This is a genomic window from Nocardia sp. FBN12, from assembly GCF_050320175.1.
Classification (GTDB): Bacteria; Actinomycetota; Actinomycetes; order Mycobacteriales; family Mycobacteriaceae; genus Nocardia.
This window is the reverse complement of the sequence record NZ_CP190048.1, coordinates 4214384-4239301: the sequence shown is the minus strand read 5'-3', so window position 1 is coordinate 4239301 and position 24918 is coordinate 4214384. Positions and strand designations below refer to the sequence as shown.

Sequence of the window (24918 nt, the reverse complement as noted above, 5' to 3'; positions counted from 1 at the left end):
ATGAGTAACTTCTTTTCCTCGGTGGACCAGGTGACCGACCGGCTGACAGCCGCCGGCTACCTGCCGTCCCTCGATATCGCGACCGCGGTCTTCCTCGCCGACCGCCTCGGCAAACCGCTGCTGATCGAGGGTCCGGCCGGTGTCGGCAAGACCGAGCTCGCCAAGGCGGTCGCCGCCGCGGTGCGGGCCGAGCTCATCCGCCTGCAGTGCTACGAGGGCGTCGACGAGGCCCGCGCCCTGTACGAGTGGAACCACGCCAAGCAGCTGCTTCGCATCACCGCCACCTCCGGCGAAGACTGGGACAGTACGCGCGACCACGTCTTCACCGAGGAATTCCTGCTCGCCCGCCCGCTCCTGGCGGCGATTCGCAACCCCGACCCCACGGTCCTGCTCATCGACGAACTCGACAAGGCCGACGTGGAACTCGAGGGCCTGCTGCTGGAAGTCCTCGGGGACTTCCAGGTGAGCATCCCCGAACTCGGTACCGTCACCGCTGTCCGCAAGCCCTTCGTCATCCTCACCTCCAACGCGCACCGCGACCTGTCCGAAGCGCTGAAGCGTCGTTGCCTGTATCTGCATATCGACTATCCGACAGCGGAATTGGAGAAGGCGATCGTCGCGCTCAAAGTCCCCGAGCTCGATGCGGCGCTGGCCGAGCCGGTGGTGACGACGGTGAGCGCGCTACGTCAGTTGTCGTTGCGTAAGGCGCCATCGATCGCTGAAACCGTCGATTGGGCAAGAACTCTGGTGGCGTTGGGGACCCGGACGCTGACCGGCGGTGTGGTCCGCTCGACGCTCGGCGTTCTGCTGAAATACCAGTCCGACCATCGCGTGGCCATCGACCGGCTCGGTCTCGACGACCAGCCGGACAGCAGTGTGCGGCCGTGAGCCCGCCCCCCGACCGATTCGCCCCGACAAGCGCTCGGCTCGTCGATTTCGTCACCCTGCTGCGCGAGCACAACATTCACGCGGGCCCCAGCGAAACCATCGACGCCGCGGCCGCGGTGGTGGCACTCGGCACCACCGATCCCCGTATCCTGCGCTCCGGCCTGGCTTCCTGCCTGCTCCGCCGCAACGGTCAGCGCGGAGTCTTCGACCAGCTCTTCGATCTGTACTTCCTCGGCGTCGCACTCCCGCCCGCCCGGCCGAGCGAGGACGCCGACTCCCTGCGTGAGCGCCTGATCGCGACCCTGGTGCAGGGCGAGGACACCGCCGAGCTGGCGCGCGAAGCCCTCAACACCTTCGGCGCCTACGGTGGCGCGGGGGAGAGCGCGGGCCGAGTCACCCAGGCGTCCGGCGCGGGCTGGTCGTCGTATCTGACCATGAAATCGCTACGCCCGGACGAGATCTCCGAGCAGGTGGCCCAAACCATGGGCGGTACAGGTCAATTCGACACCGCTGTGCGCACCATCGAGGCCCGCCGTCGCGTCGATCGGTTCCGGGCCGACGTCCAGACCGAGGCCCGCCTGCGTTCGGCCGAACTGCGCGGCACCGACTACATCGCCCGCCGCGGCGTCGAGAACTCCGCGGACCGAACGGATTTCCTCGGTGCCCGCGAACAGGACCTCGCCGAGATGCGCCGCCTCGTGCACCCCCTGGCGCGCAAACTCGCCACCCGTCTGGCGGTACGCCGCAAGAAGGCGGTCCGTGGCCAGATCGACCTTCGTCGCACCCTGCGACGTTCGATGGCCACCGGCGGAGTCCCCGTCGATCCGGTGCTGCGCGCCCGCAAGCGTGGTCGCCCCGATCTCGTTGTGCTGGCTGATGTCTCGGGCTCGGTGAGCGGTTTCGCGGAGTTCACGCTGCAGTTGGTGCAGGCCCTGCAGGACCAGTTCAGCAAGGTCCGCAGCTTCGGTTTCGTCGACACCTGCGCCGAGATCACCCAGTACTTCACCCCCGGTGAGCCCCCGCCGCCCGGCTTCGCGCAGAACATCGTCCGCGAAGGCGGCGTCGCCCGGTTCGGATCCAGCAATTATGGCGAGGTCCTGCAGGGTTTCGTCGACCACTACCTCGACGCCGTCGGCCCGCGCACCTGCGTGCTGATCCTCGGCGATGCCCGAACCAACCGCACCGACCCGAATCTCGCTGCCCTGCAAGCGATCACGGAGCACGCGAAAGCGGTCTACTGGCTCAATCCGGAACCGGCCCGCTCGTGGTCGACCGGCGACTCGGCCGCCGAGGCCTACACCGACATCGTCACCATGCACGAATGCCGCAATGTCGCCCAGCTCGCCGAGGTGATCGGCAGGCTCCTTCCCGCCTGATTCAGCGCGTGCTGCCTGCCCAGCCACGTGCAGTGCTGACCGCCACCGGCATACGCGCCTCAGGCGGTGAGCCGCACGACGGCGTACTCGCGACCGGCCTTGGTCTGGTACTTGTCGTACCGCGGCTGTGCCGCGGCGATGTGTTCCCAGGCCGCGGCCCGCTCGATCCCCGCGAGGACGTGCGGCGTCACGGCGACGCCGGCCTCGCCCGGCAGCTGGACGGTGGCCTGATCGGGATGCGCCAGCAGGTTGAGGAGCCAGTCGGGATGTCCGTTCTTGCCGCCGGAGGCGACCAGCAGCCAGGATCCGTCCTCGCCGGGGAACCAGCTGATCGGGGTGTCGCGCGGCTCGCCACTGCGGCGGCCGACAGTGTGCAGGATCAGCACATCCATCCCCATGAAGGTGCCTTTGCCGCGACGGATCTTGCGGTTCATCCGCGCGTTCATCCTGTGCTGCATCCACCGGGAGAACCCGCTGTGCGCATTGCTCTTGCTCGGTTGCTGATTCGTGGACATCGTCCAAGGTCCTTTCGAAGGGGGAGCGTCAGCCCCAGGCGCCGGCGATCTGACGGGTGGTGGCATTCAGGCGGTTGAACATGTTGGTCACGCCGATCATCAGCACGATCGAGGCGAGCTGCTTCTCGTCGAAGTAGCTGGCGGCGGTGTCCCAGACCTCGTCGGTGACCGCGTCGGGACGGTCGGCCATCCGGGTGGCGGCCTCGGCCAATTCGAGGGCGGCGCGCTCTTCGTCGCTGAAGAACGGGGTCTCCCGCCAGGCGACGAGGGTGTCGAGGCGCTGCTCGCTCACCCCGGCTTTGCGTGCGGTGGTGGTGCCGCCGTAGACACAGGCAGCGCAGCCGTTGATCTGGCTCACTCGCAGGTGGACCAGCTCCAGGATCTCGGCATCGACGCCGCCGGTCTCCACAGCCTTCAGTACCTGCTGGATCGGGCCCATCGCGTCGGTGAGGATCATGGCGGGGTTCTTCATCCGAGACTGCATGTCGTTCTCCTTGTTCGTGGTGTCTCCGCTGCTTGCGGTGTGACTCGATAGCACCCCGTCGGACGCCGCGACAGAATGGTTGTGGGACACTGTGGGACAGTGAAAAACGGCTCTGACCACCTGATCCTCAGTCGGAAGATTTCTGGTTCGGGCCGGGACAAACGGAGTGGAACACGGTGGTTGTGCAACAGCGGACGGCACGGGCCTACCCGCAGGACGAGCTCGCCTCGCGGCTGCGCCTGATCCAGGAACTGTCCGGCCGCGGTGTGCGCGCCCTGGCCCGCGACACCGGCTTGAGCTCGTCGTCGCTCTCGCGCTACCTCAGCGGCCAGACGGTCCCGCCGTGGCCCGCGGTGCTGGAGCTGTGCCGCCTGGTCAAACGCGACCCGCGCCCGCTGCGTCCCCTGTGGGAGCGCGCCAACAACCCGCTGCCCGCCCCGCCGAAGACCAGCCGCCAGCCCGCCCCGCCGAGCCCACCGGCCGACGCGCCACCGCCGCCGCGCAACGACCTGCCCCGCGACGTGCCCGACTTCACCGGCCGCGAGCAAGCACTGGCCGACGTGATCGCGGCCGTGCGATCCGACCGGGTGGTGGCCATCGACGGCATGGCCGGAGTCGGGAAGACCTCCCTCGCCGTGCACGCCGCGCACCAGCTCACCGCCGAGTACCCGGACGCCCAGCTGTATCTGGATCTGCACGGCTTCACCGACGGCCGCCAACCGCTCGACCCCGACGCCGCCCTTCGCGCGTTGCTGGCTGCCCTGCAGGTTCCCTCGGAGAAGGTGCCGCAGGACGGGGGAGTCGAGTTGCGCGCGGCCTGTTGGCGTTCGGAGCTGGCGCGGTTGCGCGCTGTCGTCGTGCTCGACAATGTCGCCGATGCCGCCCAGGTCAGCCAGCTGTTGCCCGGTGCGGGGGAGTCGGTCGCGATCATCACCAGCCGCAACCGGCTGCTCGAACTCGACGAGGTCCCGCCGGTGACCCTCGACGTGCTCACCCCCGAGGAGAGCGCCGAACTGCTGGTGCGGGCCAGTGGCGACGCGCGCGTCGGCAGGCTCGCCAAAGAGCCCGAGCAAGCCGCCGAAGTGCTGCGCCTGTGCGGCAACCTACCCCTGGCGCTGCGCCTGGCCGCCGCCCGGCTTCGGCATCGACCAGGCTGGTCGGTCGGCATCCTCGTGGAGCGAATGGCCGAGGGCGCAAGCGAATTCGACACCGCCTTCGGCATGTCGGTCCGTCAGCTCAACCGCGATCATCGCCGCCTGTTCCGCCTACTCGGCCTGATCCCCGGCTCCACGTTCACCGACTACGTCGCCGCCGCCGTGGCCGACGTCTCGCTGCGCAGCGCCCGCACCATGCTCGAGGACCTGCTCGACGCGCACCTCGTCCAGCAACCCGCCGACGGCCGCTACCGCCTGCACGACCTGGTCCGCCAGCACGCCCGCCACGCCACCTTCGAAAAGGACACCCCCGCCGACCGCGATCGCGCCCTGCACCGCATCCTCGACTTCTACGTGCATACCGCGGCCGCCGCCGATTCCGCCATGCCGTTCCTGTCGCCGACCAGACCCGTCTCCGCCGGTGCACCCCCGGCGGAGTTGCCGCACTTCCCCGGCCGTGACCCCGCGTTCTTCTGGTTCGTCTCCGAATACACCAACCTGATGGCCGTGTTCTACGCCGCCGTCGAGGCGGGCGCCGACACCCATGTCTGCGAGCTGCCGCGCTTCATGCGCGCGTTCTTCGCCCGCCGGTGCGGCACCACACATCTCAACTCGCTGTTCGAGCAATCCCTCACCGCCGCACAGAATCTCGGCGACCCACGTCAACTCGCCGAAGCCCACAGCGACCTCGGGTTCGCCCGCTACAACGCGGGCCGCATGACCGAGGCGGCTGCCGCCTACGCCGCCGCCGCACCGTTGGTCGCCGAGGCAGGCGACCCGTTGCCGCGCGCGGAACTGACGATGCGCTGCGCCCAATTACGTTGGGACGAAGGCGATATCGAAGAACCACTCGAACTGTTCCGCCAAGCCCGCGATCTCTACACCACCAGCGGCTGTCCCACGAGCGCCGCCGACGCCATCGCCGGCGAAGCCTGGGCCAACCTCCAGTTGGGCCACCGCGACCGAGCCGCCGAACTGGCCCGTGAGGCTATCGCCATCCACCCGTCGCAACAGGCCCAGATCACCCTTGGCGTAGCGATCGCCCCCGACAAGCCCGAAGAGGCCCTCGCCCACCTGAACCGCGCCCTCACCCTCGCCCGCGAAGACGGCCACAAACACAACGAAGCCTGGTGCCTGAACTGCCGCGGCGTGGCCCTGCGCGACATGGGCCGCCACGAAGAGGCTCTGGCCAGTCACCGCGAGGCCTTCGCGCTGCTCGATGCGCTCTTCGAAGACCACTGGAAGATTCACTTCCTCAACAGCTACGCCAAAACCTGCCGTCTGGCCGGCCTCCCAGAAGAAGCCCTCACCCTCTACCTCCAAACCCTCACCCTGGCACCACAACTCGGCCACCGCTTCGAGGAAGCAACAGCCCACCAGGGCATCGCCGACATCCTGGACCTGACGGACCCGGCCACCGCCACCGAACACCGCGCGGCAGCCGAGTCCCTCTTCGCGGAAATCAGCCCATCGACTTCGCACCATCCAGCGATTCCCGGATGATGTCGGCGTGGCCGGAGTGCTGCGCGGTCTCGGTCATGATGTGCATCAACGTGCGGCGCGCGGTCCAGCGCCCGCCGGGCTCGAACCACGGCGCCGCGGGCAGCGGCTGACTCACGTTCAGGTCGGGCAGAGTGCGCACGAGTTCGTCGGTTCGCGCGGCAACCTGCTCGTATTCGGCCAGTACACCGGCGAGCGTGTCACCGGGCAGCATCTTGAAGATGTCGCCCCAGCGTGCGATCTGTTCCTCGGTCATCGACTCGAAGTCGGGGCCTTCCGCGGGCCCGTCGACGATGAAACTCGCCCAATTCGCTTCCACCGCAGCCACATGCTTGATCAGTCCGCCCAGGCACAGCTCGCTCGCGGTCGTGCGCAGACCAGCCTGCTCGTCGGTCAGGTCGCGGACGGTGAAGCGCAGGAAGTGCCGGTGCTTGGCGAGCATCTCGAGAATGTCGGTGCGCTCGGTGTCGATCAAGGTCTCGGTCATGGGCTGATCCTTTGCTTGTCGGTGTTGTGAAATCCAAGGTAGAACCCATTGCGGCCAGTTTCTGACCGCAATTGCGGGACAATCGAAATATGGCCGATACGAGCGCACGCACCCTCCGACTGCTCTCACTGCTGCAGACTCATCGCTACTGGCCGGGCACGGAACTCGCTGAACGCCTTCGTGTTTCGGCCCGCACCCTGCGCCGCGACATCGACCGCCTGCGCGAACTCGGCTACCCGGTCGACGCGCGCCCCGGCGTCGACGGCGGCTACCAACTGGCCGCGGGCGCCGCCATGCCGCCCCTGGTCCTCGACGACGACGAAGCCGTCGCCATCACCGTCTGCCTGCAAGCCGGCTCCCAGGGCGCGGGCGACGGCCTGGCCGAACCGTCGATCCGAGCACTCGGCAAATTGGTCACCGTCCTACCCACCCGCCTGCGCCGCCGCGTCGACGCCCTGCGCGCCATGACCGAATCCACCGCCTGGACCGCCGTCCCCCTCTCCGACGTGGACCCCGCCGTCCTCACCGACCTGGCCCTCACCTGCCGCCGCGAAGAACGCCTCACCTTCACCTACACCGCCGCGGACGGCCGAACCAGCACCCGAGAAGTAGAACCCCACCGCCTCGTCTCCCTGGGCCGGCGCTGGTACCTCGTCGCCTACGACCTCACCCGCCACGACTGGCGTACCTTCCGCGTAGACCGCCTCACCGCCTCCGCGACCACCGGCACCCGCTTCCGCCCCCGCACTCTGCCCGCCCCCGACGCCGCCACCTTCGTCCGCGACGCCATCGGTGCCCGCCGCTCCGGCTACACCGTCACCGCCGAGATCGAGGCCCCCGCCACCGACGTCCACGCCCGAGTAGGCCGCTGGTGCACGATCACCGCCCTCCCCGACAACCGCACCCACATAGAACTGACCGTCGACGACCTCAGCTGGCCGGTCCTGTTGCTGGGCAAGGTGGAAGCCGACTTCCGGGTCCTCGGCCCACCGGAACTGGTCACGCAGTTGCGGGAGTGGGGGACCCGGTTCACGCGCGCAGGTACACCGTCCTGACCCCGCCGGAGCCGAAACCCCCCGCTATCGGGGCCGATACCCCTCCTGCGGTCGCGGCCACTGTCCTTGCGGCGCACCGTAAGCGCGGCCCTGGGGCATGCCGGGTTGCGGCATCGGGAAAGGCTGCATCCCGGGTGCGCCGAACCCCGCCGGGCGGCGATCGTCACCTCGGCACCAGCGTCGCGTCGTCGGCAGCACCGCCAGCACGAAGGTGAGCACCGGGAACACCATCATGAACAGCGAAACCGCCCAGTGGATGTCGACGTCGGCCCCGAGCAGCAAATTGATGCTCGAATTCCCCAGGATCGCTTCCAGCTGCCGACTCAACGGAAGTCCGTAGTCCAGGAGCTGGATCACGGTGGACAACCCGCCGAGTACGAAGGTGCCGATCTCGCCGAGGCAGCCCAGGATCACGAGTGTCGGCCCCGCCTTGCGCCTGCGCAAGATCAGCGCGGCACCGGCGAGCAGCATGACCGCGGCGACCACGTCGATCACCAGCAACAGCACCGTCACGATCGACGTCCACCCCGGCACGATCCCCCATCCGAACCAGGGTGAGTCGAAGCGCAGCGTGTTCGCCGCGTACATGACCACCCCGCCGAACGCCGCGAGCCCACCGAGCAACGCCAGAATCGCCGCGGTCACCGCCGTTCCTCCGGTGGCTGGGCGCTGGGCGGGAGCGGGATACATGGGGTGTCCTCCTGGAAATCGACAGTCGATGTCCGAAGTACCCAATTTGTCGCACCCGCACGCGTCACCCGTTGCGATACCGCCCCTTCTGCCGACGCTGATAGAACAGCAGATCGACCTCCACCGGCTCCACCAGCGCCGTGATCTCGGCCAACCTCGTGTCGTAGCGCAGCTCGGTGATGCACCGATGCAGATATGCCCGCCGCTCCGGCCCCAACTGCGCCCAGATCGCCCCGAACCTCGACTGTCCCCGCTCTCCGGACACCGCGACCAGATCGAGTAACGCGGGCCAGCAACCGGTTTCGGTCGCCCGAGCGGGCAACTCCGACACCGTCGTCTCCGACAGCAACGCCAGCGCGTACCCCACAGCGCCCCTGACATCGTCATCCATCCGCGCCATCAACGTGAAAAGCCCACGCCAACTCTCCGAATCGCCCCGCCCGTCCATCGGCGCGACCAGGTCGACCCCCACATCCGGATCACTGAACACCGGATTGCCCACCAACGTCCACAGCCCCAACGGCGTGAGATGACCGATCAGCGTGAGGAATTCGGGCACCGCCCCGAGCGCGAGCGCAGTGCGCACCAGCCGCGCGACATCACCGGGCTGCGCACTCCCGAACAGGATGTCACCGACCCGACGGATCACATCGGGCGCACACCGTGAAAACACCGACAGCGCAGCATGTTGCAGTTCAGGAGAACCTGTCAACACCGTCTGCGTCATCCGCGGAACCCGCCGGTGCGGCCCATCGAGCAGCTGGCGAACCACCGCGCTGAGCACCTCGACGTCATAGGAGTACGCGGCTGAGAAGATCAGTCCCGCGTCATCACGCACGCCCGCCTCGACAGCGGCGATCACTTCCGTGGTGGCACAAGCCAAGAACGGTCCTGCCGTCACATAATCGCGCCGCCGCAACAACTCGTTGACGATCTCGACGATCGGCTCCGGCGCCATCTGATCGGCCAGCTGCTCGACGGCCCGCGGATCGAGATAGGGCGCGCAATCGGCCGCGTACCCCGCCTGCAACATCGTCAACGTCTCCGCCGCCTTGCCCGGATGATCCAACCCCACCGACCCCGCCGCCCGCCCCGTCATCATCGGCGGAACCAGCTTCTGCACCAACGGAATCGAGATCGTCAACGGAATGTAGGGCACCAGCGCACTGATCCGCCGAAACGTCTCCGTGTGCTGATCGAACAACACCCCCGAAATCTGCTGCTGCAACGCATGCAACCGATCGGCCCCCAGATACCGCAGGTGATCCAACCGCTGCGGATGAACATGCAACGTCCGAGCCAGCAGAATCAACTGCGCCCGCGTAGTGAGGTCCGTCATCTGCCGCCGAACATGATCTTCTTGGTCACCCGACGCAAGGGCCGAGGCAACGCAGAGACCATCGAATCGATGGACTTGTCCAACGCGGCCGCCTCGAACGCACTTGCGGCCCTCATCAACTCGAACAGATCCCGAGCCTCATCAGCCGGCAGTTGCTCCAACGCCGGCAGTGTCTCGGGCAAGCCACCTTCACGGTCACTTCTGACAGTCATGCGGCTCCTGGGTAACGCGATCTCTCCCTCCGAGGGTCCCCTCTTCCGCCGCTACGCGCCAGAACTTCGCCGAATCACTGTGCACGACAACCAAAAGTGCACCGCAGGTACATGTGAACAGACGTACCACTTTCGGTAACGCGCAGGAGGATCGGGTCTGCAAGTAAATCTCAACAAGCGAACGTGCGTCAGAACGACATCGGTTGTTGATTCCGTACCAGGACGAGGTACCCGGTCGCCGTCGAGGCGGACCGGCCTGTCTCAATCCATTCGGCGGTGTCGCGATAGCTCGGCAACTTTCTGGCATCGAGTGCCGTCGGTGCCCAGAGTGGGAACAGTCACGCGCGCCTCGTTGCCGCTCGACCGCCTGCTCCATTCTGATCCGACCTGGTCAATTGATCCAGAGTTGTTCCGACTGGGGAATATCGGCGATGACTTGTCGTGCTGTTCGTGAGGGCGGCGAACGGCCTTGGCGTACAGCAGAACCGGTAGTATTCGGTGGCGGGCAACCTGTATTCGCCACGTGCTCGAAGGGGCAGAGTGAAATCTGAGGACAGCACATATCCCCACGGCGACAGGGTCGTTCGCGGTCGGTGCACGTGGCAGCACACACCAGACGCGGATGCCGGGCTAGCGCAGCTCCGGGCCTCTGACCCGTTTGCCTACGGCAACCTCCAGGGTCAGATCGAAGAGTCGGAGCAGGGCGGTCTCGGAGCGAGTGGATACCGTTCGCCTGTGGACTATCGGTGTCCGCTCGAGTTTGCACCGAGTGGGGAGCCTGACGCGCCGTGGCTCGGCGAGCGGTCAAGTCCAAATGCGTGGTGTAACGGGATGATCCCCGCGTGACCGCAGTTGGTCAGGCAGTCAACGCTTCAACACCGTCTCCCTCCTGCGCGTCAGCCAGCTCGCCGACCCCGCGCGACCGGGCAAGAACATCCAAGCCGAGGTAGCGGCGGCCTTCGATCCACTCGTCGTGTTGCTCGGCCAACACCGCCCCGACCAAACGGATGATCGCGGTCCGATCCGGGAAGATCCCGACGACATCGGTGCGGCGACGGATCTCCTTGTTCAACCGCTCTTGAGGGTTGTTCGACCAGATCTGACGCCAGATCTGTTTCGGGAACGCGGTGAACGCGAGCAGATCCGCGCGCGCCGCATCAAGATGAGCGGCCACTCTGGGCAGCTTCTCGGTCAATGCATCGAGCATCCGATCATATTGCGCGGCAACCGATTCAGGGTCAGCTTGATCGAACACCGAATGCAACAAAGTCCGAACCCAGGGCCACGACGTCTTCGGAGTGATCGACATCAAGTTCACGGTGTAGTGGGTGCGGCACCGCTGCCACGACGCCCCCGGCAACGTCGCCCCGATCGCGGCCACCAGGCCCGCGTGAGCGTCCGAGGTCACCAGCTCGACCCCGGACAAACCTCGCGCGACGAGGTCGCGGAAGAACGCCAACCAGCCGGCGCCGTCTTCACCCGAAGTTACTTGCAAGCCCAAGATCTCGCGGAAGCCATCGGCATTGACTCCGGTCGCGACCAGAGCGTGGACGTTGACCACGCGCCCGTTCTCGCGGACTTTCAGCACCAACGCGTCCGCGGCGACGAACGTGTAAGGCCCTTGATCGAGCGGTCGGGTGCGGAACGCTTCGACTTGGGCATCCAGATCAGCGGCCATGATCGAGACCTGGGACTTGGAAAGCTGTGTGACACCGAGGGATTCGACGAGTTTCTCCATCCGTCGGGTCGAGACACCGAGCAGATAGCAGGTCGCGACGACGCTGGTCAATACTCGTTCGGCGCGTTTGCGGCGCTCGAGCAGCCAGTCGGGGAAGTAGGTGCCCGACCGGAGTTTGGGGATCGCGACGTCCATGGTCCCGACTCGGGTGTCGAAGTCGCGGTGGCGGTATCCGTTTCGGGAGGTGACGCGGTCGTCGCTGCGTTGGCCGTAGTCGGCCCCGCAGAGGGTGTCGGCTTCGGCGTTCATGATCGTGTGGACGAAGCTGGACAGCATTTCTCGCAGCAGATCAGGGCTGGCCGCGGCGAGTTGAGCGTCGAAGGGCTTGTTCGGGTCGATACGCTGGACAGAGGTCATCGCGTGGTTTCTCCTTCAAGTGACTTTGGCGGTCTCTTCAAGGGTCACGCGGTGACCTCCCTATTTCCGGCTACGACACGCTCGGACCTGGTCCGATGGTCGGGCCGTACACCACGCTATTGGACGCAACCCGGCGAGCTGAAAGCGGGTGGCAAGAGGGGCACTCAGTGGCGCCTCTACTTCGGTGAGCCGATCAACCACCGCGCACTCGTCGTCGGCGTGGCACTGCGTGACAGCAAGCGGGCCAAGCTGAGTGTCGTCCAGAATCGCAGCCGACAGCGTCAGCACATCACGCAGGCGATGCGCTTCCTGAAGACCTATTTCCGCAGCCAGGGCTACTGTTGGGCCCCGTTTCCGCGTGGTCCCAAATAAGTCACAAGTGAGCTTCCTCACCTACCTGTTGCGCTACAGTGCAACACATGAGGCCATGGCGGAAGCAGTCCGAGCCGCTGGATCTGACCGGCGACGACAACATCAGAAATGCGATGGAGTTGACGCAGGCACGGCGCCGCCTGTTCAACGACCTCATCGGTATCCGAGTGCATCGGGGCATTTCGCAGGCGAAGGTGGCCGACGCGATCGGGATCAATCGCTCCGGGATCAGCCGGTTCGAGGTGGACATCGAGACCAGCAACCCCACGTTCGATGTCGTATTGCGGTACGCCCACGCGGTTGGCGCCGCGCTCACATTGCGTGCTGAACCGATGGAGGCGCGGGAACTGTCCAGGTTGCCCGAGGTGGGCGAGGAATTCGTGTGGCACACCCGTATGCGGGCAGGGGCTCTCGGCGTCGGCGGCTTCATTCCGGACAGCGCTCTCGCTGAGACTTCCTCCGATGATTGGATGGTCGATCAAGAAGCTGCCGCGCTGTGAGCGATGACCGCACCATATCCGTTGAGGGCCGAGGTCGGCGCGTCGAGCTGTCGGATCTTCGTTTCGCCATCCGGCTGGATCGCGTCGAAACCCGGTCCATCCATGTCGAGCGTTGGGAAGCGGGTGTGTTGCCGGACTGGGTAGCCGAAGAGGGCTCAGTCACCATCAACGTGGGTGCTGAACCTGAGAGCCGCGTCGTGGTCGCGGTCAAGCTGCTCGCGAGAGACGACCATCCGCGCGCGGTCGAGGCTGACATCGCGGCAATCTACGAAGTTGCCATCGTTCCCCCCGGAGAGCGCGCTCCCAGACGCGGCAATGTGACGGACACTGCCGAGTTCATCGGCACGCTCGATCGGTCCGGGATCAAGCGCATCGTCAACCAGGCGCTTCGAGATATCGCTCCCTACATGCGTGAAGTGGTGCAGAGCATGTCCGTGCGAGTATGGCCGGAAAATCCAATTCCGTTGGTGGGCGGCATCCCGGAACTCCCGGCCGACTTCGAATACGACAAGATCGTCAGACAGGGCGACTAGCGCTCTATTCCGCTGAACTTGTGCGGCACATCGTTCGGCAGTCAGATTGCGCCGAAATATTTACTCCTGCAGAGTCTTTCGATCCGAAGACAGTCAGGAACACTCAGGGTCCCTGGTTCCATGCCACCAACCACGGTGGAGCCGTCCGAGTCCGCCATGCAGAGTTCTGTCGATCGTTGAGCGCCAACCGGTACGGTGACGTCGTCCGAGATCAGGCGACCTGGCGACGGTAACGTTGCTCGCACCTGACGACCGAGTCACGTGATGGGGGTGTAGGCCGCGATGGCGCGTATTTCGAAGGTACTTCCGAGCCTGCAACAGATCAGGCCGCACAAAGCCGAGGACCAGGTCGAATGTGAGTGGAAGATCATCGTCGACACCGACGGTTCGCCGTTGTTGCACCTCAGTACCTTCGGATCGACCAACCGTGCGTCAAAGCGGAAGAGTAGCCAGTCTATTCAGCTCGGCGCAGGTGTGGGACACGAACTGATCGCGATTCTCGTCGAAGCGTTCGGAGCTCCGGACCGGTCGCTCGAGGCATTGCCGTTGCCTGACGTGCGTGATGGACGGGAGCCGACCTCGCGGGATCTGGGAGATCGCGACGCGGTTGTACCCGAGGTTTCGACCGACGTGCCGGACAATGCTCCGGTCGAGGTTCCGTCACCGGAACACCCGCTGGTCGCCGAGCTGTTGAACAGCGAGATATTCACCCTTCAACGGCGACTTGCCGGCCGTGTGTCGGTGCCTGATGCGAAGATCGGTCAACTGGTCGGAGCGCTCCTGAATACGCGGTTCCTCGAGGTGACTCGCATCCAGGCCGCGGCTCTGCTGGATGTCCCGCTGGGTCGGGCAACCGGCGCTCTGACTCAAGTGCAGAAGATTCTCGATGTGGAGGGGTACGAGGTGTTGATCCTCGGGAGCAACGATGTGGTGCGCCTGGATAAGGGTGCGATGGTCGAGCAGTTCGGGTTGAGCCGATGAGCCAGGTGTCGAACAGGAGGCGCCGCGAGATCCTCGACGCGCTCCGGGTCGGAACCGTCCCGGCGAACGGGCTCGACCAATTGGCGGTCGGGCTCGAGAAATTCGATATGGGAGTCGCCCAGGACCTCGGCAATCTCGCCCAGGGCGGTTCGGTGTTCAAGGCCGTTCGCGGTGAGTACGGGTCGGGAAAGACGTTCTTCTCGCGATGGATCGGCGACCGTGCGCTGAAGATGGGCTACGCAGTCGCCGAAGTCCAGATCAACGAGTCGGACACCCCGCTCTACAAGCTGGATTCGGTCTACCGACGCGCGATCGAATCGTTGCGCATGGCGAGCGTGCAGCCGAGTGCCCTTCGAAAGCTCCTGGACGCATGGCTGCACACCGTCCACGAAGAAGCCGACGAGCAGGGGGTAGAGGTCGACGTACTGATCGATCGCCGCCTTGCCGCGGTGAGCGACAAGGCGCCGATCTTTCCCTTGGCCATCCGGGCATACCGAAGGATGAGCGACGCCGAAGACCGCACGGGCGCCGATGCGATGGTGGCATGGATCGGCGGCCAACCGAACGTGGCGGCAACGATCAAGCGGCAAGCCAACATTCGCGGCGACCTGACCAACGAACTCGCACCGAGCTTCTTTCGTGGGCTCCTTGCCGTTTTGAAGGACGCTGGGCACCCAGGGCTTGTTCTGGTGCTCGACGAGGTCGAGACGGTTCAGCGGATGCGTTCCGACATCCGGCTGAAGGCGCTCAACACCCTCCGACAATTCATCGACGAAGTCCACAAGGGCGAGTACCCAGGCCTCTACCTTCTGGTGACGGGGACACCGCCGTTGTTCGATGGACAACAGGGCATTCGACTGCTGCCACCACTCGCGGAACGACTGCACACCGACTTCTCGTCGGATCCGCGCTTCGATAATGTGCGCGCGCCTCAGCTGCGATTGACTGCCTTCGATTTGGCGAAGCTGGTCGAACTCGGCACCCGGGTGCGGGAGTTGTACGCGACAGGTGCGGACAATACCGAGCGGGTTCGCTCAGTTGCCACGGATGCCTTCATCAAGCAGCTGGCGTCCGCCGTGGCAGGGCGTTTGGGAAAGCAGGTGGGGATCGCGCCACGGCTCTTCCTGCGCAAACTGGTCGACGTGCTCGACAAGATCGACCAGTTCGAAGCGTTCGATCCGATGCACGACTATGAGGTCCAGATCTCGGAGTCCGAGATGGATGAGGCGGAGAAGGCCGCGGTGAGCGCGAATGACGTGCAGCTGGACCTATGACCGCCGATAGCGCTGACGAGGCGTTCTCTCTGCTTCATCCGGGTGTGCGACACCACATCGTGAACACGCTCCGGTGGGATGGGTTGCGCGAGTCGCAGACAGCGGCGATCGCGCCCGTGCTGTCCGGTCAGGATCTGGTGGTCGTGGCACCGACAGCGGGAGGAAAGACGGAGGCTGTTGTCTTTCCGCTACTTTCGCGTATGGCACACGAGGATTGGCACGGGGTTTCGATCCTCTACGTGTGTCCGCTTCGCGCGTTGCTGAACAATCTCGGCCCCCGAGTTCTGGAGTACGCGGCTTGGTTGGGCCGTACGGCCGCGGTGTGGCACGGCGATGTCAGCCAGCCGGAGCGACAGCGAATCGTGGGGAGCCGTCCAGACATCCTTTTGACCACACCTGAGTCGCTCGAAGCGGTTCTCGTCTCGACCAGAACCGACGCCACTGCCTTCTTCGCCGATCTGCGGGTTGTCGTTGTCGATGAAGTGCATTCCTTCGCTGGCGACGACCGCGGTTGGCATCTGCTCGCAGTGATGGAGCGATTGTCGCGCCTCGCGAAACGTCCTCCACAGCGGATCGGTTTGTCGGCAACAGTCGGGAATCCGGCGGAGATGGTCGAGTGGCTCCAAGGTAGTAGCACGGACCGACCGCGGGCCGTCGTCGAACCAGTACCTGAGCGTCCGCTGGCACAGCCAGAGGTAGAAGCGGACTATGTCGGTTCGATCCCGAACGCCGCCAGGGTCATTGCCGCATTGCATCGTGGCGAGAAGCGACTGGTGTTCGTCGACAGTCGGCGACGAGCCGAGGAGTTGGGTGCCGCGCTCCTCGACGTGGGTGTTGAAACCTACCTGTGTCATTCCTCGTTGTCTGCAGCCGAACGTCGGCGGTCCGAAGCGGCGTTCGCGGACTCTCGTGACACCGTCATCGTCGCGACGTCGACCCTCGAGCTCGGTATCGATATCGGCGATCTGGACAGGGTGATTCAGGTCGGACCGCCTCGAACGGTCGCATCGTTTCTGCAGCGACTGGGTCGCACCGGTCGTCGGGCCGGCTCGGTTCGCAACTGCCTGTTCCTCGCGATAGACAGCGAGGAAGTCCTGCCGACGTTCGGCATGCTGCATTGCTGGGCCCGCGGCTGGGTCGAGCCGGTCGCGCCGCCACCCGTTCCGAGACACATTGTCGCCCAACAGTTTCTGGCTCTCTGCCTCCAAGAGAGCAAGCTGACATTCGACAGCGCGAGTCGATGGTGGGGATCGCTCTCGGTATTCGATGATGACACCGAGCGCATCCTCGAACATCTCCTTCGAGCGGGCTTCTTGGTTCGCGACGGGAACTATCTGATCATCGGTCCCGAAGCAGAACGACGCTTCGGTCACCGTTACTTCTCGGACCTGACGGCGGTTTTCAGCGCACCACCCGAGTTCGTAGTCTTCGCGGGCAACGACGAAATAGGTACCGTCGGAACAGAATTGCTCGCCGAACGTCGCGACGGGGCCACGGTGTTGTTGCTGGCCGGACGGTCGTGGCAGGTGCAGAACATCGATTGGCGGCGTCGACGGTGTTGGGTCGTGGAGGTCGGCGACGGCGGCAGGGCGAAGTGGTCGGGAACCGCGTCGGACTGGTCGTATGAATTGGCGCGGGGAATGCGAGCAGTACTTCTGGGAGAGGAAGTGCCCGGAGTGCAGGTTACGGATCGCGCGGCGAGAGTGCTCGCCGCCGAACGTGGGGCGTATTCGCAGGCTGTGTCGCCTGACCGTTTGATCGTCACGATGTCGGACGATGAAGGCGCCCGATGGTGGACGTGGGCAGGCACTACGGCCAACCGCACCCTCCATGCCTCGTTCGCGGATCTCTTCGAGCCCGCCCAACGGATCGATGACAAGTCGATTCGCATTCGTAGCGGGCTCGGCATCGAGGACCTGGGTACTCTACGAACAGGCCGGGCGTTGGTTCTGCCGCGTGTGAATCGGCAAGCCCTTGCAGGCCTGAAGTTTTCGACCGCGCTTCCTGAGTCTCTCGCGATGGACACACTCGCTAGGCGGCTCGGCAACCTGTCGGTCGCTCGGTCGGTGATCGCTGAACGCCGTCAGATTCGATCGGACTGCTGACCGTTCGATTACTTGCCGCCGCCCCAAAGAACGGGTTCCGTTCGGGCGACATCAAGGTTCCTGAGTCTCGCAGGTCGCTTGCCGGACAAGAACTCGTCGAATCGCTCGGCGAGTCCGTCTACCGAGGGGCGATAGTGGTCCTCTTCCGGGACTGAGAGCTTGGCTTTGTGCATCCCTTTCAGTGCGAACTTCAGGATCGGACCCTCGTTCTCAGCGGCCATCAAAGCCGGACCGACATGGACTTCCAGGTCAGGGGAGAATCCGACAAGATTGGAATCGAAAGCAGAGTGGTGAATGCGACAGAGACTCAACCCATTTGGTATCTCCGCTACCCCGTGTGCCGCGTTGTCAGGGATGATGTGCGCAGCTTCGAGTAATTCGGGTCGGCCCAGGCGGCAGACGGCGCACCGCTTCTTGTACGCGATCAGCACTTGGCTTCGGAATTTCGGCTGATGGAGCCGTTGGTCGGTTACCCGCTGGGCGTAGCGCTTTTCCACCGGCGACAAATGCAGCGGGTCCCCTACGTCCAGCAACTTCTCGTCGAGCGCCAAGATGATCTGCCTGTTCTCGGGATCGTCGTAGATGGCGTAGACCGGGTAGATAGGTACGTACCGGATCTCGTCGACGTTGATCCATTGAAGGAAGATCATCGGCAGTCTGGTGGTCACCGCGTGCCGCAGCTTGACGTTGTCTCCCTTGTTGATCGGGCCGACCGTGTACGCGTAGGAGTGCAAGGACTCGCCGACGACCTCGTCTACGTACTGGCCGTTCGGCGTGGTCATGATCGACAGTGTCGATGAGAACGACGCGGGGTTGCGGATGCCGCGTTGGCCGTCGACGAGCGGAAGGCGCTCTCCTTGGAGTTCGAAGTTGAAAAGCTCTTTCCGAGTGAGCGAGCCACCCCTCTTCGCGACCAATCGGTCTAGAGCAGTGAAGATTTCGGCTCGGAGAGCGAGTTCGACATCGAGATCCACCCGGTCCAGCTTGCCATGTTCCCAGCCTATTTCGGTAGGGCTGAGACTCCAGGAGCGGCGGTATCTTCGCTCCCCGGAAACGCCCGATGTGTGGCGCCGCCATCGGGCTGCGAGTCCAGATGTACGGGGTCAATGTCCGCCAGTGGCAGGGCTCTCTACACAGCGCTCGTACAGCGCGTGCAGGCTGAAGATCAATCCTGGATACAGCGGAAGCAGCCAAAGACCCAAACCGGGTGCCCGTCCGTTGATGACCTCGACCGTCGCGGCTGCTCCAGCAATCGCGACGGTCGGATACGCCAGGCCGAAGAACGCCGCCTTGATTGCCAGTCGAGCTCGGCCGACGGGTGGCCGCACGGAACACGTCACCGCGCACAGTCCGGCAACACCGAGCGCGATGCCGATAGTTCAACCTCCACTTGGACTCGTTGTCGCCTTCGACGGACGCATCACCGAAGGTTGCGGCCCCAATCGATCGGGCGAGATTCGACGCCGATCTGGTACGGGGTGAGTGGGGCTGTAGGTCTGTGAAGCGCGATTGCCCGATGTCGCATCAGTGGGTAGCGTGGCATGTTCAAGGGGTGGGGACTCCCCGGACGGGCTCATGTGATGTCGAGGAGGGGTGGGGTGCGGCGTAGTCGGGCTGGGTTCATGGCTGTTGGTGCGGTTTTGCTGGTCGCCGGATGCGGGGGCTCGACCGACGGTCAGGCCGAAGGAGTTGAGACCACGACAAGTGGGCAGGGGCTCGCGGCGGACGTGCCGGCGGGGTTTGATCCGTGCCGGGACATACCGAAGTCGGTGTTGGATTCGGAGAGACTGCGGGTGGCCAGTTCCAACAACAATGCTGATTACGACGGCGCGGGTGGGGTCAAGTGGCGTGGCTGTAGTTGGGCGGCGCCGGACAGTTACGCCGTGGGCATCACCACGACAAACCTGACGGTGGACCGAGTCCGTGCCAACACGAAGTTGACGATCCGGGACGAGTACATGATCGGCGGGCGGGCTGCCGTTGCTGCTAGCCGTGCAGACAACAAGGATCCTCGCTCGGTGTGCACGCTCACTGTCGCGATGCAGGGCGGGGGCTTGGAGTTCTCGCTGGACAATCCCGAATCCAACGAGCTGACAGGTCATTTGGATACCTGCCAGCTTGCACGCGGTCTTGCGGAGAAGGTTGTTCCCTTGATTCCCGCTGGCGCGTGACTGCCACACGGCTACTCAGACTCGATCAGGGGGAATTTGACTATGAGTGGTGATCGTCCGCTGCAGGACTTGCTCACCGAAGCGCAGGAGGGGCGGTTGACCATGCGGTTCGGTGGGTCCGTGCGCGTCGATGCCGAGGAATTCGTCTACATCGAGCGCGAGTGCGAAACGTTCAAGACGCTGATTCGTGAACTGCAGCGCACCGCGACAGATATTTCCCAACGCGAAGTGTGGGGTTTGGGTGAGGCGGTCGCGGAGTTGGTCTCTGCGCAGACCATGGTCCGCCGCTTCCGCGAGAAGGGCCAAGGCTCGGACAACAGCGTCCACGCGATCCTCGATCAGCACTACAAGATCGTCGATGACCTGCAGGAACTGCACCGTCTGATCGCCCAGCGCTATCAGGAGACCGACGCCGAATTCGCCTCCTATTACAAAGAACTCCTCGCCGCAGCACCCGCGCCCGGCACCCCTGGCGGCGGCGACACCCCGGCCGAGCGCGTCTAGCGCCCGCTACCTGATCCACGAGCGACGGCAGAGCGACGAATGGTTTTCGAAGGCAAGCAGATCCAGAAGCAGGAGTACACCCCTGACTTCAAGCACCCGCAGATCAATGGCGCGTTCAAGCCGTTGGAGCCCACCGGTAATGCGTTGGCCGCGGCGGGTCAGTACAGCCAGATCGCCCAGAAGTGGCGGGAGGGTGTCACCGATTTCGCCGCGCGGATGAATCGTGCGAGTGCTGCGGCGTGGGAAGGTCAGGCGGCCGAGCGGTCCCGTGAGGCGATCAAGAACTACACCCAGCGCGCGACCGAGCTGACACCGGAGCTGGAAGCGCTGGCGACTCGGGTGGGGGAGACAGCGCAGGCGATCACCACGACGAAGGATCGGCTGCCCGCGCCCGGGCAGAATTTCGAATTGACGCCTCCCAGTACCTGGGATATCTGGAACAACGTGGATCCGGACGAACAAGAAGAAGAAGCTCGCCTGGTGATGGCGGAACATTATGTGAAGCCGTTCACCACCGCGGACGAAGGTATTCCGGTCTTGCCGACCCCGGTGAGTCCGACGAACCCGTTGCATGGGTCGATCGACGACGGCACCGGCGGTGGTGGAACCGAAGGCGGCGGAACCGACGGCGGTGGCACGAACGACGGTGACGGTTCCGGCACGACCGAGCCTGCGACCACTGAGGATCCGGCGGTCGAGGAAGAACCCGAGGATACCGTCGAAGGTGGCGACGATTCCGCGGACGATGACTCCTCCGACGACGACGACGAGGACGGCGGAGACGACGAGACCGCTCCGAGTAGCGCGACGCCGGAGGGCACTACCGCGCCGGCAGCTGCCTCTCCTGCCGCGGCCACACCGTCGACCGGTTCGCCCGGCAGCGGCGGGGCCGGCGGCGGTGGTTCGCCGGGTTCAGCTGTGGCAGCGCCTATTCCGGGTCGCGCGGCCGCTGGTTCGCCGGTAGCTGGCGCACCGGCTGGTCTTGCGGGTGCCGGGTCGGCGTCGTCGAGTGCTGGCCGTTCGGGAATGCCGGGGATGATGGGCGCGCCGGGCGCCGGACGGGGCAAGGGCGGCGACGATGACGACACCCATGAGATTCCGGACTACTTGATCACCGCGGAGAACACCGAGGAACTGTTGGGCGAGATGCCGAAAATGATCGCCGGTGGGGTCATCGGCGGTGACGCGCCATCGGCGAACACACCGCCGGATGCACCACGACCGCAGAACTGAACAGGAGAACAAACCCTCGATGGCTGAATGGGTTTGGGAGCCAGATGATTTCGCTGCGCTCTGGTACGGCGACGGTATCGATCGGTTCCCGCGTCCGCTGCATTATCAGAGTCGGTTTCGCTTTGTCGACGATTACGAGGCTCATCGTGCCCGTGTCCTCGCGGCACTCGACCAGGACGAGAGCGAACTGATCCGGTTGGCGTTGCACACGTTGACATTCGGGCAGTTCAGAATCGAAATACGCGGTGGCTCAACGGCTACCAACCCGGGGATGATGCGCGAATATCGGATCGTCGGTGCGCAGAACGGTCCGCACGGTGTGGTGCTGGCGCAGGCGATCGTCGACGGGGTCGATGGTCCGATCCATAGTCGACTGTGTCCGTCTGAGCACTTGCCGAAGCGTCTCGCCGGGCGGGTGCCAACGTGCAAACCTGGGCGGCAGGCGCCGATTTCCGTCGATGTCGTCGACCTCGAGTCCTCTGCGGTGCACCAGTCGTACGCGCGTCGCAGTCCGCGAGAAGAGTACGAAGCCCTGACCCGGCGCCCGATCGACGGTAGTGGTCAGGCGCGACTGCTGGTCGGTCATATTCTGGACCGCCCTGATCCGTGGTACACCACGCAGTGGGTCGATCTCACCGACGACGGACGCTACCTGCAACGACGCACGCAAGACAGGATCGCTGTCCGACCAGCTGTTGAGGATGACTTACCGGTCGGATTCGCCGGGTGGATGGAGCGAGCTCAAAGGAGGCTCCGGTCGGACGAGATCAGCGCTCGGTGAAGTGGTCATCCAGCTACGAGATCATCCGGCGGAGTGGGCCGGGCATCGTGGTCAGTACCGTGCGGGCGAGTTCTCGGGTGTAGGGCACGGATCGGGTCACTCGTGTGTGTGGTGTCCAGGCGCGCTGAGGCCTTCGACGGCGATCCCCATCAGTCGCGTGGCGTGTTCGGCAGCGCTGGGAGCATGTTCGACCGCCAGGGATACCCATTGGCGAGGGTGAGTAGATCGAGGATTGTCACGTCGTCGCGGATGGTTCCCTCGTCCTGAGCACGGGCCAGGAGGTCGGTGCCGGCCGCCATCAGCAGTTGCTCGCAGCTCGAGTCTCGCGGAGCCGACGTGGTTGTGCCGGTTCCTGCGTGCCGTACAGTTCGACCGCTTCGGCCCTCCCGAGGTGCTACGCATCGTAGATATACCCACGCCCGGCCGGGACCGGGGGAAGTCCTCGTCGAGGTGCGTGCCGCGAGCGTCGACGCAGGCGAGACCGCCTTCAGGGCGGGCAAGATGCGCCGGGTAACCCGAACCCGTTTCCCTCGCGGCATCGGTAGTGACTTCGCCGGCACAGTGGTGGCCGTCGGCGCCGACGTGCGTACCTGGTCCGTTGGCGATGAGGTGTGGGGGCTCATGCCGCACTTCACCTTCGGGGCCATCGCAGACTTCGTCGCCGTGCCCGAGCAGCGGCTCGCCCGCGCCCCGCGGAATCTGAGCCTGCTCGAAGCCGCCGCCCTCCCGGTGTCGGGGACCACCGCGTTGACCGACAAAGCGCAGCTCCAGGCCGGGGAGCGGCTCCTGGTCCGTGGTGCCACCGGTGGCGTCGGCAGCGTTGCCGTGCAACTGGGCAAGGCACTCGGCGCGCATGTCACCGCCCTCGCCGGCGCGCGCAACCTCGACTGGATCACCCAGTTCGGCGCAGACGATGCACTGGACTACCGCACGACCCGACCCGATGATCTCGATCGATTCGATGTGATCGTTGATGTCGTCGGCACCGGCTTGGGTGCCTACCAGGCGCGGCTGGCCCGCAGAGGGCGGCTGATCGCATTCGCCTTCGACCCGGACCGTGTTGTTTCCTCCATGCTCAGTACCGGGCTGCGGGCAGCTACCGCGCCCCGGCGCGTCAAAATGTTCAGCAACAACCCGTCGGTCGACCGCATCGCCGAGCTCACCCGGGGCACAGACCGATAAGGGGCAAGGATGTCGTCGCGTACCCACGGCAACTTACGATCGGTTGACGGAGTCGGCCCGACCTGCGCGGTCCCAGGAGTGATGAGTTCATGGCTGCGGGATACAACGCGGAAGGCGCCATGAGAGACTATCTGGCGCAGGCGGATCTCGGCCCGCAGGTCAAGAACTACCTCAAGATGAACGAGGGTTCGTACGCGAAAGCATCCGAATTGATCGACGGAGCCTACACATGTCGATAGTCCGCCGCATTCCTAAACTCGGCCGGTTCGCAGGTCTCGGTGTTCTTGTCGTTGTCGTCGTCGTGCCGGTTGTCCTTGTCTGCATCGTCATCTGGGCCAAGATCCGTGCGGAGTTGGATCCGCCGCTTGCCATGCAGCACGCCGCCGCAACCGAGGTGACCGGCTTCGAAACTGTCGCGACCAGCACAGCAAATCTCGACCGCTTGGTCGTATCGAAGATATTCATAGGCCCGGCGGTCGATAGACCACAAGATCACATTGTGGCGCCTGGTGCCGCGTTCCGGGAGATAGGCCGACCTGGTCGGCCTGGTGCGGAATGGCTAGTTCACGGAGACTATCCTGACGATTGTCGTATCAGCGTCGACCGTGTAATCGGCGGCAATGCACTCCGCACGGTCGTCGAGCTATCCGATGCTCAGCGCGATAGCGTAGCACGCGGCGAAAAGCTGCTGCTGTCTATGGAATTCGCGTGTGGTGAGGGCTGATACGGGCCTGGTCGGCAAATACGTCATCGACATGCAGCGCGTCTAGTCGGTCGGGTCCCGTCTGGCTGTGACGATCCCAGCCGTCAGGGAATCGAGGGATCGTGTCGCGCAGTATCGGGACCTCAGTGGCTCCGAACTGTAGAAGTGCAACTATTCGTCTACGAGATGACCAGGCGTAGTGGGCCGGGGATTGTGGACAGCGCCCTGCGGCGGCGTTCACCCTCTACGTCACGCAGCAACCACGAGTAGTAGGAGCGAAGGCCGCGAATGCCTATGCGGCGGCGCATCTCTCGGTCGAGTAGTGACCATTCTCGATCGTTGATCAATGGCAGGGTTTCCTGCTCTTCGTGGTGAAGGTGGTTGTGCAACAGCTCGGACAGTGCCACGAGCGTTGGTCGCGCGGCTTCCGGGCCCGCGGTGTCGAAGGCTCGGTTCACCTGGGCGAGAAGCGGATCGATCCGGTCGTGTTCGGCGGCCATCGCCTCGACCAACTGTGCGCTCACGCCGCGGCGGCGCAGGCTCGGCCAGAGTACGACGTCCTCTGCGGTGTGGTGGACGGAGAGTTGGGTGCGGAATTGTGTCCAGCGTTCAGGATCGGGGGCGGTGGCGAGCGCTCGGAGGTCGCGCCGGAAGGCGTCGTGTGCTGCGTACATCATGGCCATATCGCGTTCGGACATCTGCCTGACCTTTCGTCGTGCGGGGTGATCCGCGTCGTGGATCAATTACATCCGCGCGAGAGGGGACGGAACATCGTTCATTCACC

At 64.9% G+C, this 24918-nt stretch carries 26 protein-coding genes and 1 pseudogene; 17 read left to right on the top strand and 10 right to left on the bottom strand.

Annotated features, from left to right (window positions below):
• Together ACQHI0_RS20205 and ACQHI0_RS20200 are read left to right on the top strand one after the other, a co-directional pair.
• Positions 1 to 888 (top strand): AAA family ATPase, encoded by an 888-nt coding sequence (locus ACQHI0_RS20205; RefSeq protein ID WP_427903410.1) that lies wholly within the window; start codon positions 1 to 3, stop codon positions 886 to 888.
• Positions 885 to 2264 (top strand): vWA domain-containing protein, encoded by a 1380-nt coding sequence (locus ACQHI0_RS20200; protein ID WP_427903409.1) that lies wholly within the window; start codon positions 885 to 887, stop codon positions 2262 to 2264. Before ACQHI0_RS20205 ends, ACQHI0_RS20200 begins: the two co-directional genes overlap by 4 nt.
• A 59-nt stretch (positions 2265 to 2323) precedes the next feature.
• On the opposite strand, the gene ACQHI0_RS20195 is transcribed toward ACQHI0_RS20200, so the two are convergent.
• Positions 2324 to 2779, bottom strand: coding sequence for a nitroreductase family deazaflavin-dependent oxidoreductase (locus tag ACQHI0_RS20195; RefSeq protein WP_427903408.1), 456 nt, complete (start codon positions 2777 to 2779; stop codon positions 2324 to 2326).
• Between the two features lie 28 nt (positions 2780 to 2807).
• A complete protein-coding gene (locus ACQHI0_RS20190; protein WP_427903407.1) occupies positions 2808 to 3263 on the bottom strand; it encodes a carboxymuconolactone decarboxylase family protein in 456 nt (151 codons plus the stop codon).
• A gap of 176 nt (positions 3264 to 3439) precedes the next feature.
• Between ACQHI0_RS20190 and ACQHI0_RS20185 the strand changes: the two genes are divergently transcribed.
• Complete coding sequence (locus tag ACQHI0_RS20185; protein ID WP_427903406.1) at positions 3440 to 5920, top strand: tetratricopeptide repeat protein; 2481 nt, start codon at positions 3440 to 3442, stop codon at positions 5918 to 5920.
• On the opposite strand, the gene ACQHI0_RS20180 is transcribed toward ACQHI0_RS20185, so the two are convergent.
• Entirely contained in the window at positions 5880 to 6404 is a 525-nt protein-coding gene (locus ACQHI0_RS20180) for a DinB family protein (protein ID WP_427903405.1), read from the bottom strand. The two genes, ACQHI0_RS20185 and ACQHI0_RS20180, sit on opposite strands and share 41 nt — an antisense overlap.
• Positions 6405 to 6493: 89 nt before the next feature.
• Between ACQHI0_RS20180 and ACQHI0_RS20175 the strand changes: the two genes are divergently transcribed.
• The gene (locus ACQHI0_RS20175; protein ID WP_427903404.1) at positions 6494 to 7459 is read left to right on the top strand and encodes a helix-turn-helix transcriptional regulator; all 966 of its coding nucleotides are present in this window, start codon (positions 6494 to 6496) and stop codon (positions 7457 to 7459) included.
• 24 nt (positions 7460 to 7483) lie between these two features.
• On the opposite strand, the gene ACQHI0_RS20170 is transcribed toward ACQHI0_RS20175, so the two are convergent.
• The 4 genes from ACQHI0_RS20170 to ACQHI0_RS20155 form a co-directional block, all read right to left on the bottom strand.
• Positions 7484 to 8149, bottom strand: coding sequence for a hypothetical protein (locus tag ACQHI0_RS20170; protein WP_427903403.1), 666 nt, complete (start codon positions 8147 to 8149; stop codon positions 7484 to 7486).
• Between the two features lie 64 nt (positions 8150 to 8213).
• Entirely contained in the window at positions 8214 to 9488 is a 1275-nt protein-coding gene (locus ACQHI0_RS20165; RefSeq protein ID WP_427903402.1) for a hypothetical protein, read from the bottom strand.
• A complete protein-coding gene (locus ACQHI0_RS20160; protein ID WP_427903401.1) occupies positions 9485 to 9670 on the bottom strand; it encodes a hypothetical protein in 186 nt (61 codons plus the stop codon). Before ACQHI0_RS20160 ends, ACQHI0_RS20165 begins: the two co-directional genes overlap by 4 nt.
• Positions 9671 to 10556: 886 nt before the next feature.
• The gene (locus ACQHI0_RS20155) at positions 10557 to 11795 is read right to left on the bottom strand and encodes an IS256 family transposase (protein ID WP_427903400.1); all 1239 of its coding nucleotides are present in this window, start codon (positions 11793 to 11795) and stop codon (positions 10557 to 10559) included.
• A 51-nt stretch (positions 11796 to 11846) separates the two neighbouring features.
• Between ACQHI0_RS20155 and ACQHI0_RS20150 the strand changes: the two genes are divergently transcribed.
• From ACQHI0_RS20150 to ACQHI0_RS20125, 6 genes are all read left to right on the top strand, one after another.
• Positions 11847 to 12167 carry a hypothetical protein gene (locus ACQHI0_RS20150; protein WP_427903399.1) on the top strand — a complete coding sequence of 107 codons (321 nt, stop codon included), beginning with the start codon at positions 11847 to 11849 and terminating at the stop codon, positions 12165 to 12167.
• Between the two features lie 47 nt (positions 12168 to 12214).
• On the top strand, positions 12215 to 12667 hold the full coding sequence (locus ACQHI0_RS20145) for a helix-turn-helix domain-containing protein (protein ID WP_427903398.1): 453 nt from the start codon (positions 12215 to 12217) through the stop codon (positions 12665 to 12667).
• A complete protein-coding gene (locus ACQHI0_RS20140; RefSeq protein ID WP_427903397.1) occupies positions 12664 to 13200 on the top strand; it encodes a hypothetical protein in 537 nt (178 codons plus the stop codon). Before ACQHI0_RS20145 ends, ACQHI0_RS20140 begins: the two co-directional genes overlap by 4 nt.
• A 282-nt stretch (positions 13201 to 13482) precedes the next feature.
• On the top strand, positions 13483 to 14181 hold the full coding sequence (locus ACQHI0_RS20135; RefSeq protein WP_427903396.1) for a hypothetical protein: 699 nt from the start codon (positions 13483 to 13485) through the stop codon (positions 14179 to 14181).
• Positions 14178 to 15455, top strand: a complete 1278-nt coding sequence (brxD, locus tag ACQHI0_RS20130; RefSeq protein WP_427903395.1) for a BREX system ATP-binding protein BrxD — start codon at positions 14178 to 14180, stop codon at positions 15453 to 15455. The genes ACQHI0_RS20135 and brxD overlap by 4 nt, the downstream gene beginning before the upstream one ends.
• Positions 15452 to 17560, top strand: coding sequence for a DEAD/DEAH box helicase (locus tag ACQHI0_RS20125; protein WP_427903394.1), 2109 nt, complete (start codon positions 15452 to 15454; stop codon positions 17558 to 17560). The genes brxD and ACQHI0_RS20125 overlap by 4 nt, the downstream gene beginning before the upstream one ends.
• Before the next feature lie 8 nt (positions 17561 to 17568).
• Here the strand turns inward: ACQHI0_RS20125 and ACQHI0_RS20120 are convergent, their stop codons facing one another.
• Entirely contained in the window at positions 17569 to 18534 is a 966-nt protein-coding gene (locus ACQHI0_RS20120) for an HNH endonuclease (RefSeq protein WP_427903393.1), read from the bottom strand.
• Positions 18535 to 19182: 648 nt separating this feature from the next.
• Here ACQHI0_RS20120 and ACQHI0_RS20115 point away from each other — a divergent pair.
• From ACQHI0_RS20115 to ACQHI0_RS20100, 4 genes are read left to right on the top strand one after another with little or no spacing between them, the layout of a single operon-like run.
• Positions 19183 to 19731 (top strand): DUF3558 domain-containing protein, encoded by a 549-nt coding sequence (locus tag ACQHI0_RS20115; protein ID WP_427903392.1) that lies wholly within the window; start codon positions 19183 to 19185, stop codon positions 19729 to 19731.
• Positions 19732 to 19773: 42 nt separating this feature from the next.
• On the top strand, positions 19774 to 20235 hold the full coding sequence (locus ACQHI0_RS20110) for a hypothetical protein (RefSeq protein WP_427903391.1): 462 nt from the start codon (positions 19774 to 19776) through the stop codon (positions 20233 to 20235).
• A gap of 39 nt (positions 20236 to 20274) precedes the next feature.
• Entirely contained in the window at positions 20275 to 21468 is a 1194-nt protein-coding gene (locus tag ACQHI0_RS20105; RefSeq protein WP_427903390.1) for a WXG100 family type VII secretion target, read from the top strand.
• Between the two features lie 19 nt (positions 21469 to 21487).
• The gene (locus tag ACQHI0_RS20100; RefSeq protein ID WP_427903389.1) at positions 21488 to 22249 is read left to right on the top strand and encodes an ESX secretion-associated protein EspG; all 762 of its coding nucleotides are present in this window, start codon (positions 21488 to 21490) and stop codon (positions 22247 to 22249) included.
• 149 nt (positions 22250 to 22398) lie between these two features.
• Here ACQHI0_RS20100 and ACQHI0_RS20095 read toward each other — a convergent pair whose 3' ends face one another.
• Entirely contained in the window at positions 22399 to 22788 is a 390-nt protein-coding gene (locus ACQHI0_RS20095) for a hypothetical protein (RefSeq protein WP_427909236.1), read from the bottom strand.
• Here ACQHI0_RS20095 and ACQHI0_RS20090 point away from each other — a divergent pair.
• The 3 genes and pseudogenes from ACQHI0_RS20090 to ACQHI0_RS20080 all read left to right on the top strand — a co-directional run.
• Positions 22688 to 22930 (top strand): annotated as a pseudogene (locus ACQHI0_RS20090) (alcohol dehydrogenase catalytic domain-containing protein); the annotation flags it as partial. The gene ACQHI0_RS20095 and the pseudogene ACQHI0_RS20090 sit on opposite strands and share 101 nt — an antisense overlap.
• Positions 22913 to 23431, top strand: coding sequence for a zinc-binding dehydrogenase (locus ACQHI0_RS20085; RefSeq protein WP_427909235.1), 519 nt, complete (start codon positions 22913 to 22915; stop codon positions 23429 to 23431). The pseudogene ACQHI0_RS20090 and the gene ACQHI0_RS20085, both read left to right, overlap by 18 nt.
• A 229-nt stretch (positions 23432 to 23660) precedes the next feature.
• Entirely contained in the window at positions 23661 to 24155 is a 495-nt protein-coding gene (locus tag ACQHI0_RS20080; RefSeq protein WP_427903388.1) for a hypothetical protein, read from the top strand.
• A gap of 158 nt (positions 24156 to 24313) precedes the next feature.
• Here ACQHI0_RS20080 and ACQHI0_RS20075 read toward each other — a convergent pair whose 3' ends face one another.
• Positions 24314 to 24832 carry a hemerythrin domain-containing protein gene (locus ACQHI0_RS20075; RefSeq protein WP_427903387.1) on the bottom strand — a complete coding sequence of 173 codons (519 nt, stop codon included), beginning with the start codon at positions 24830 to 24832 and terminating at the stop codon, positions 24314 to 24316.
• Positions 24833 to 24918 lie beyond the last annotated feature (86 nt).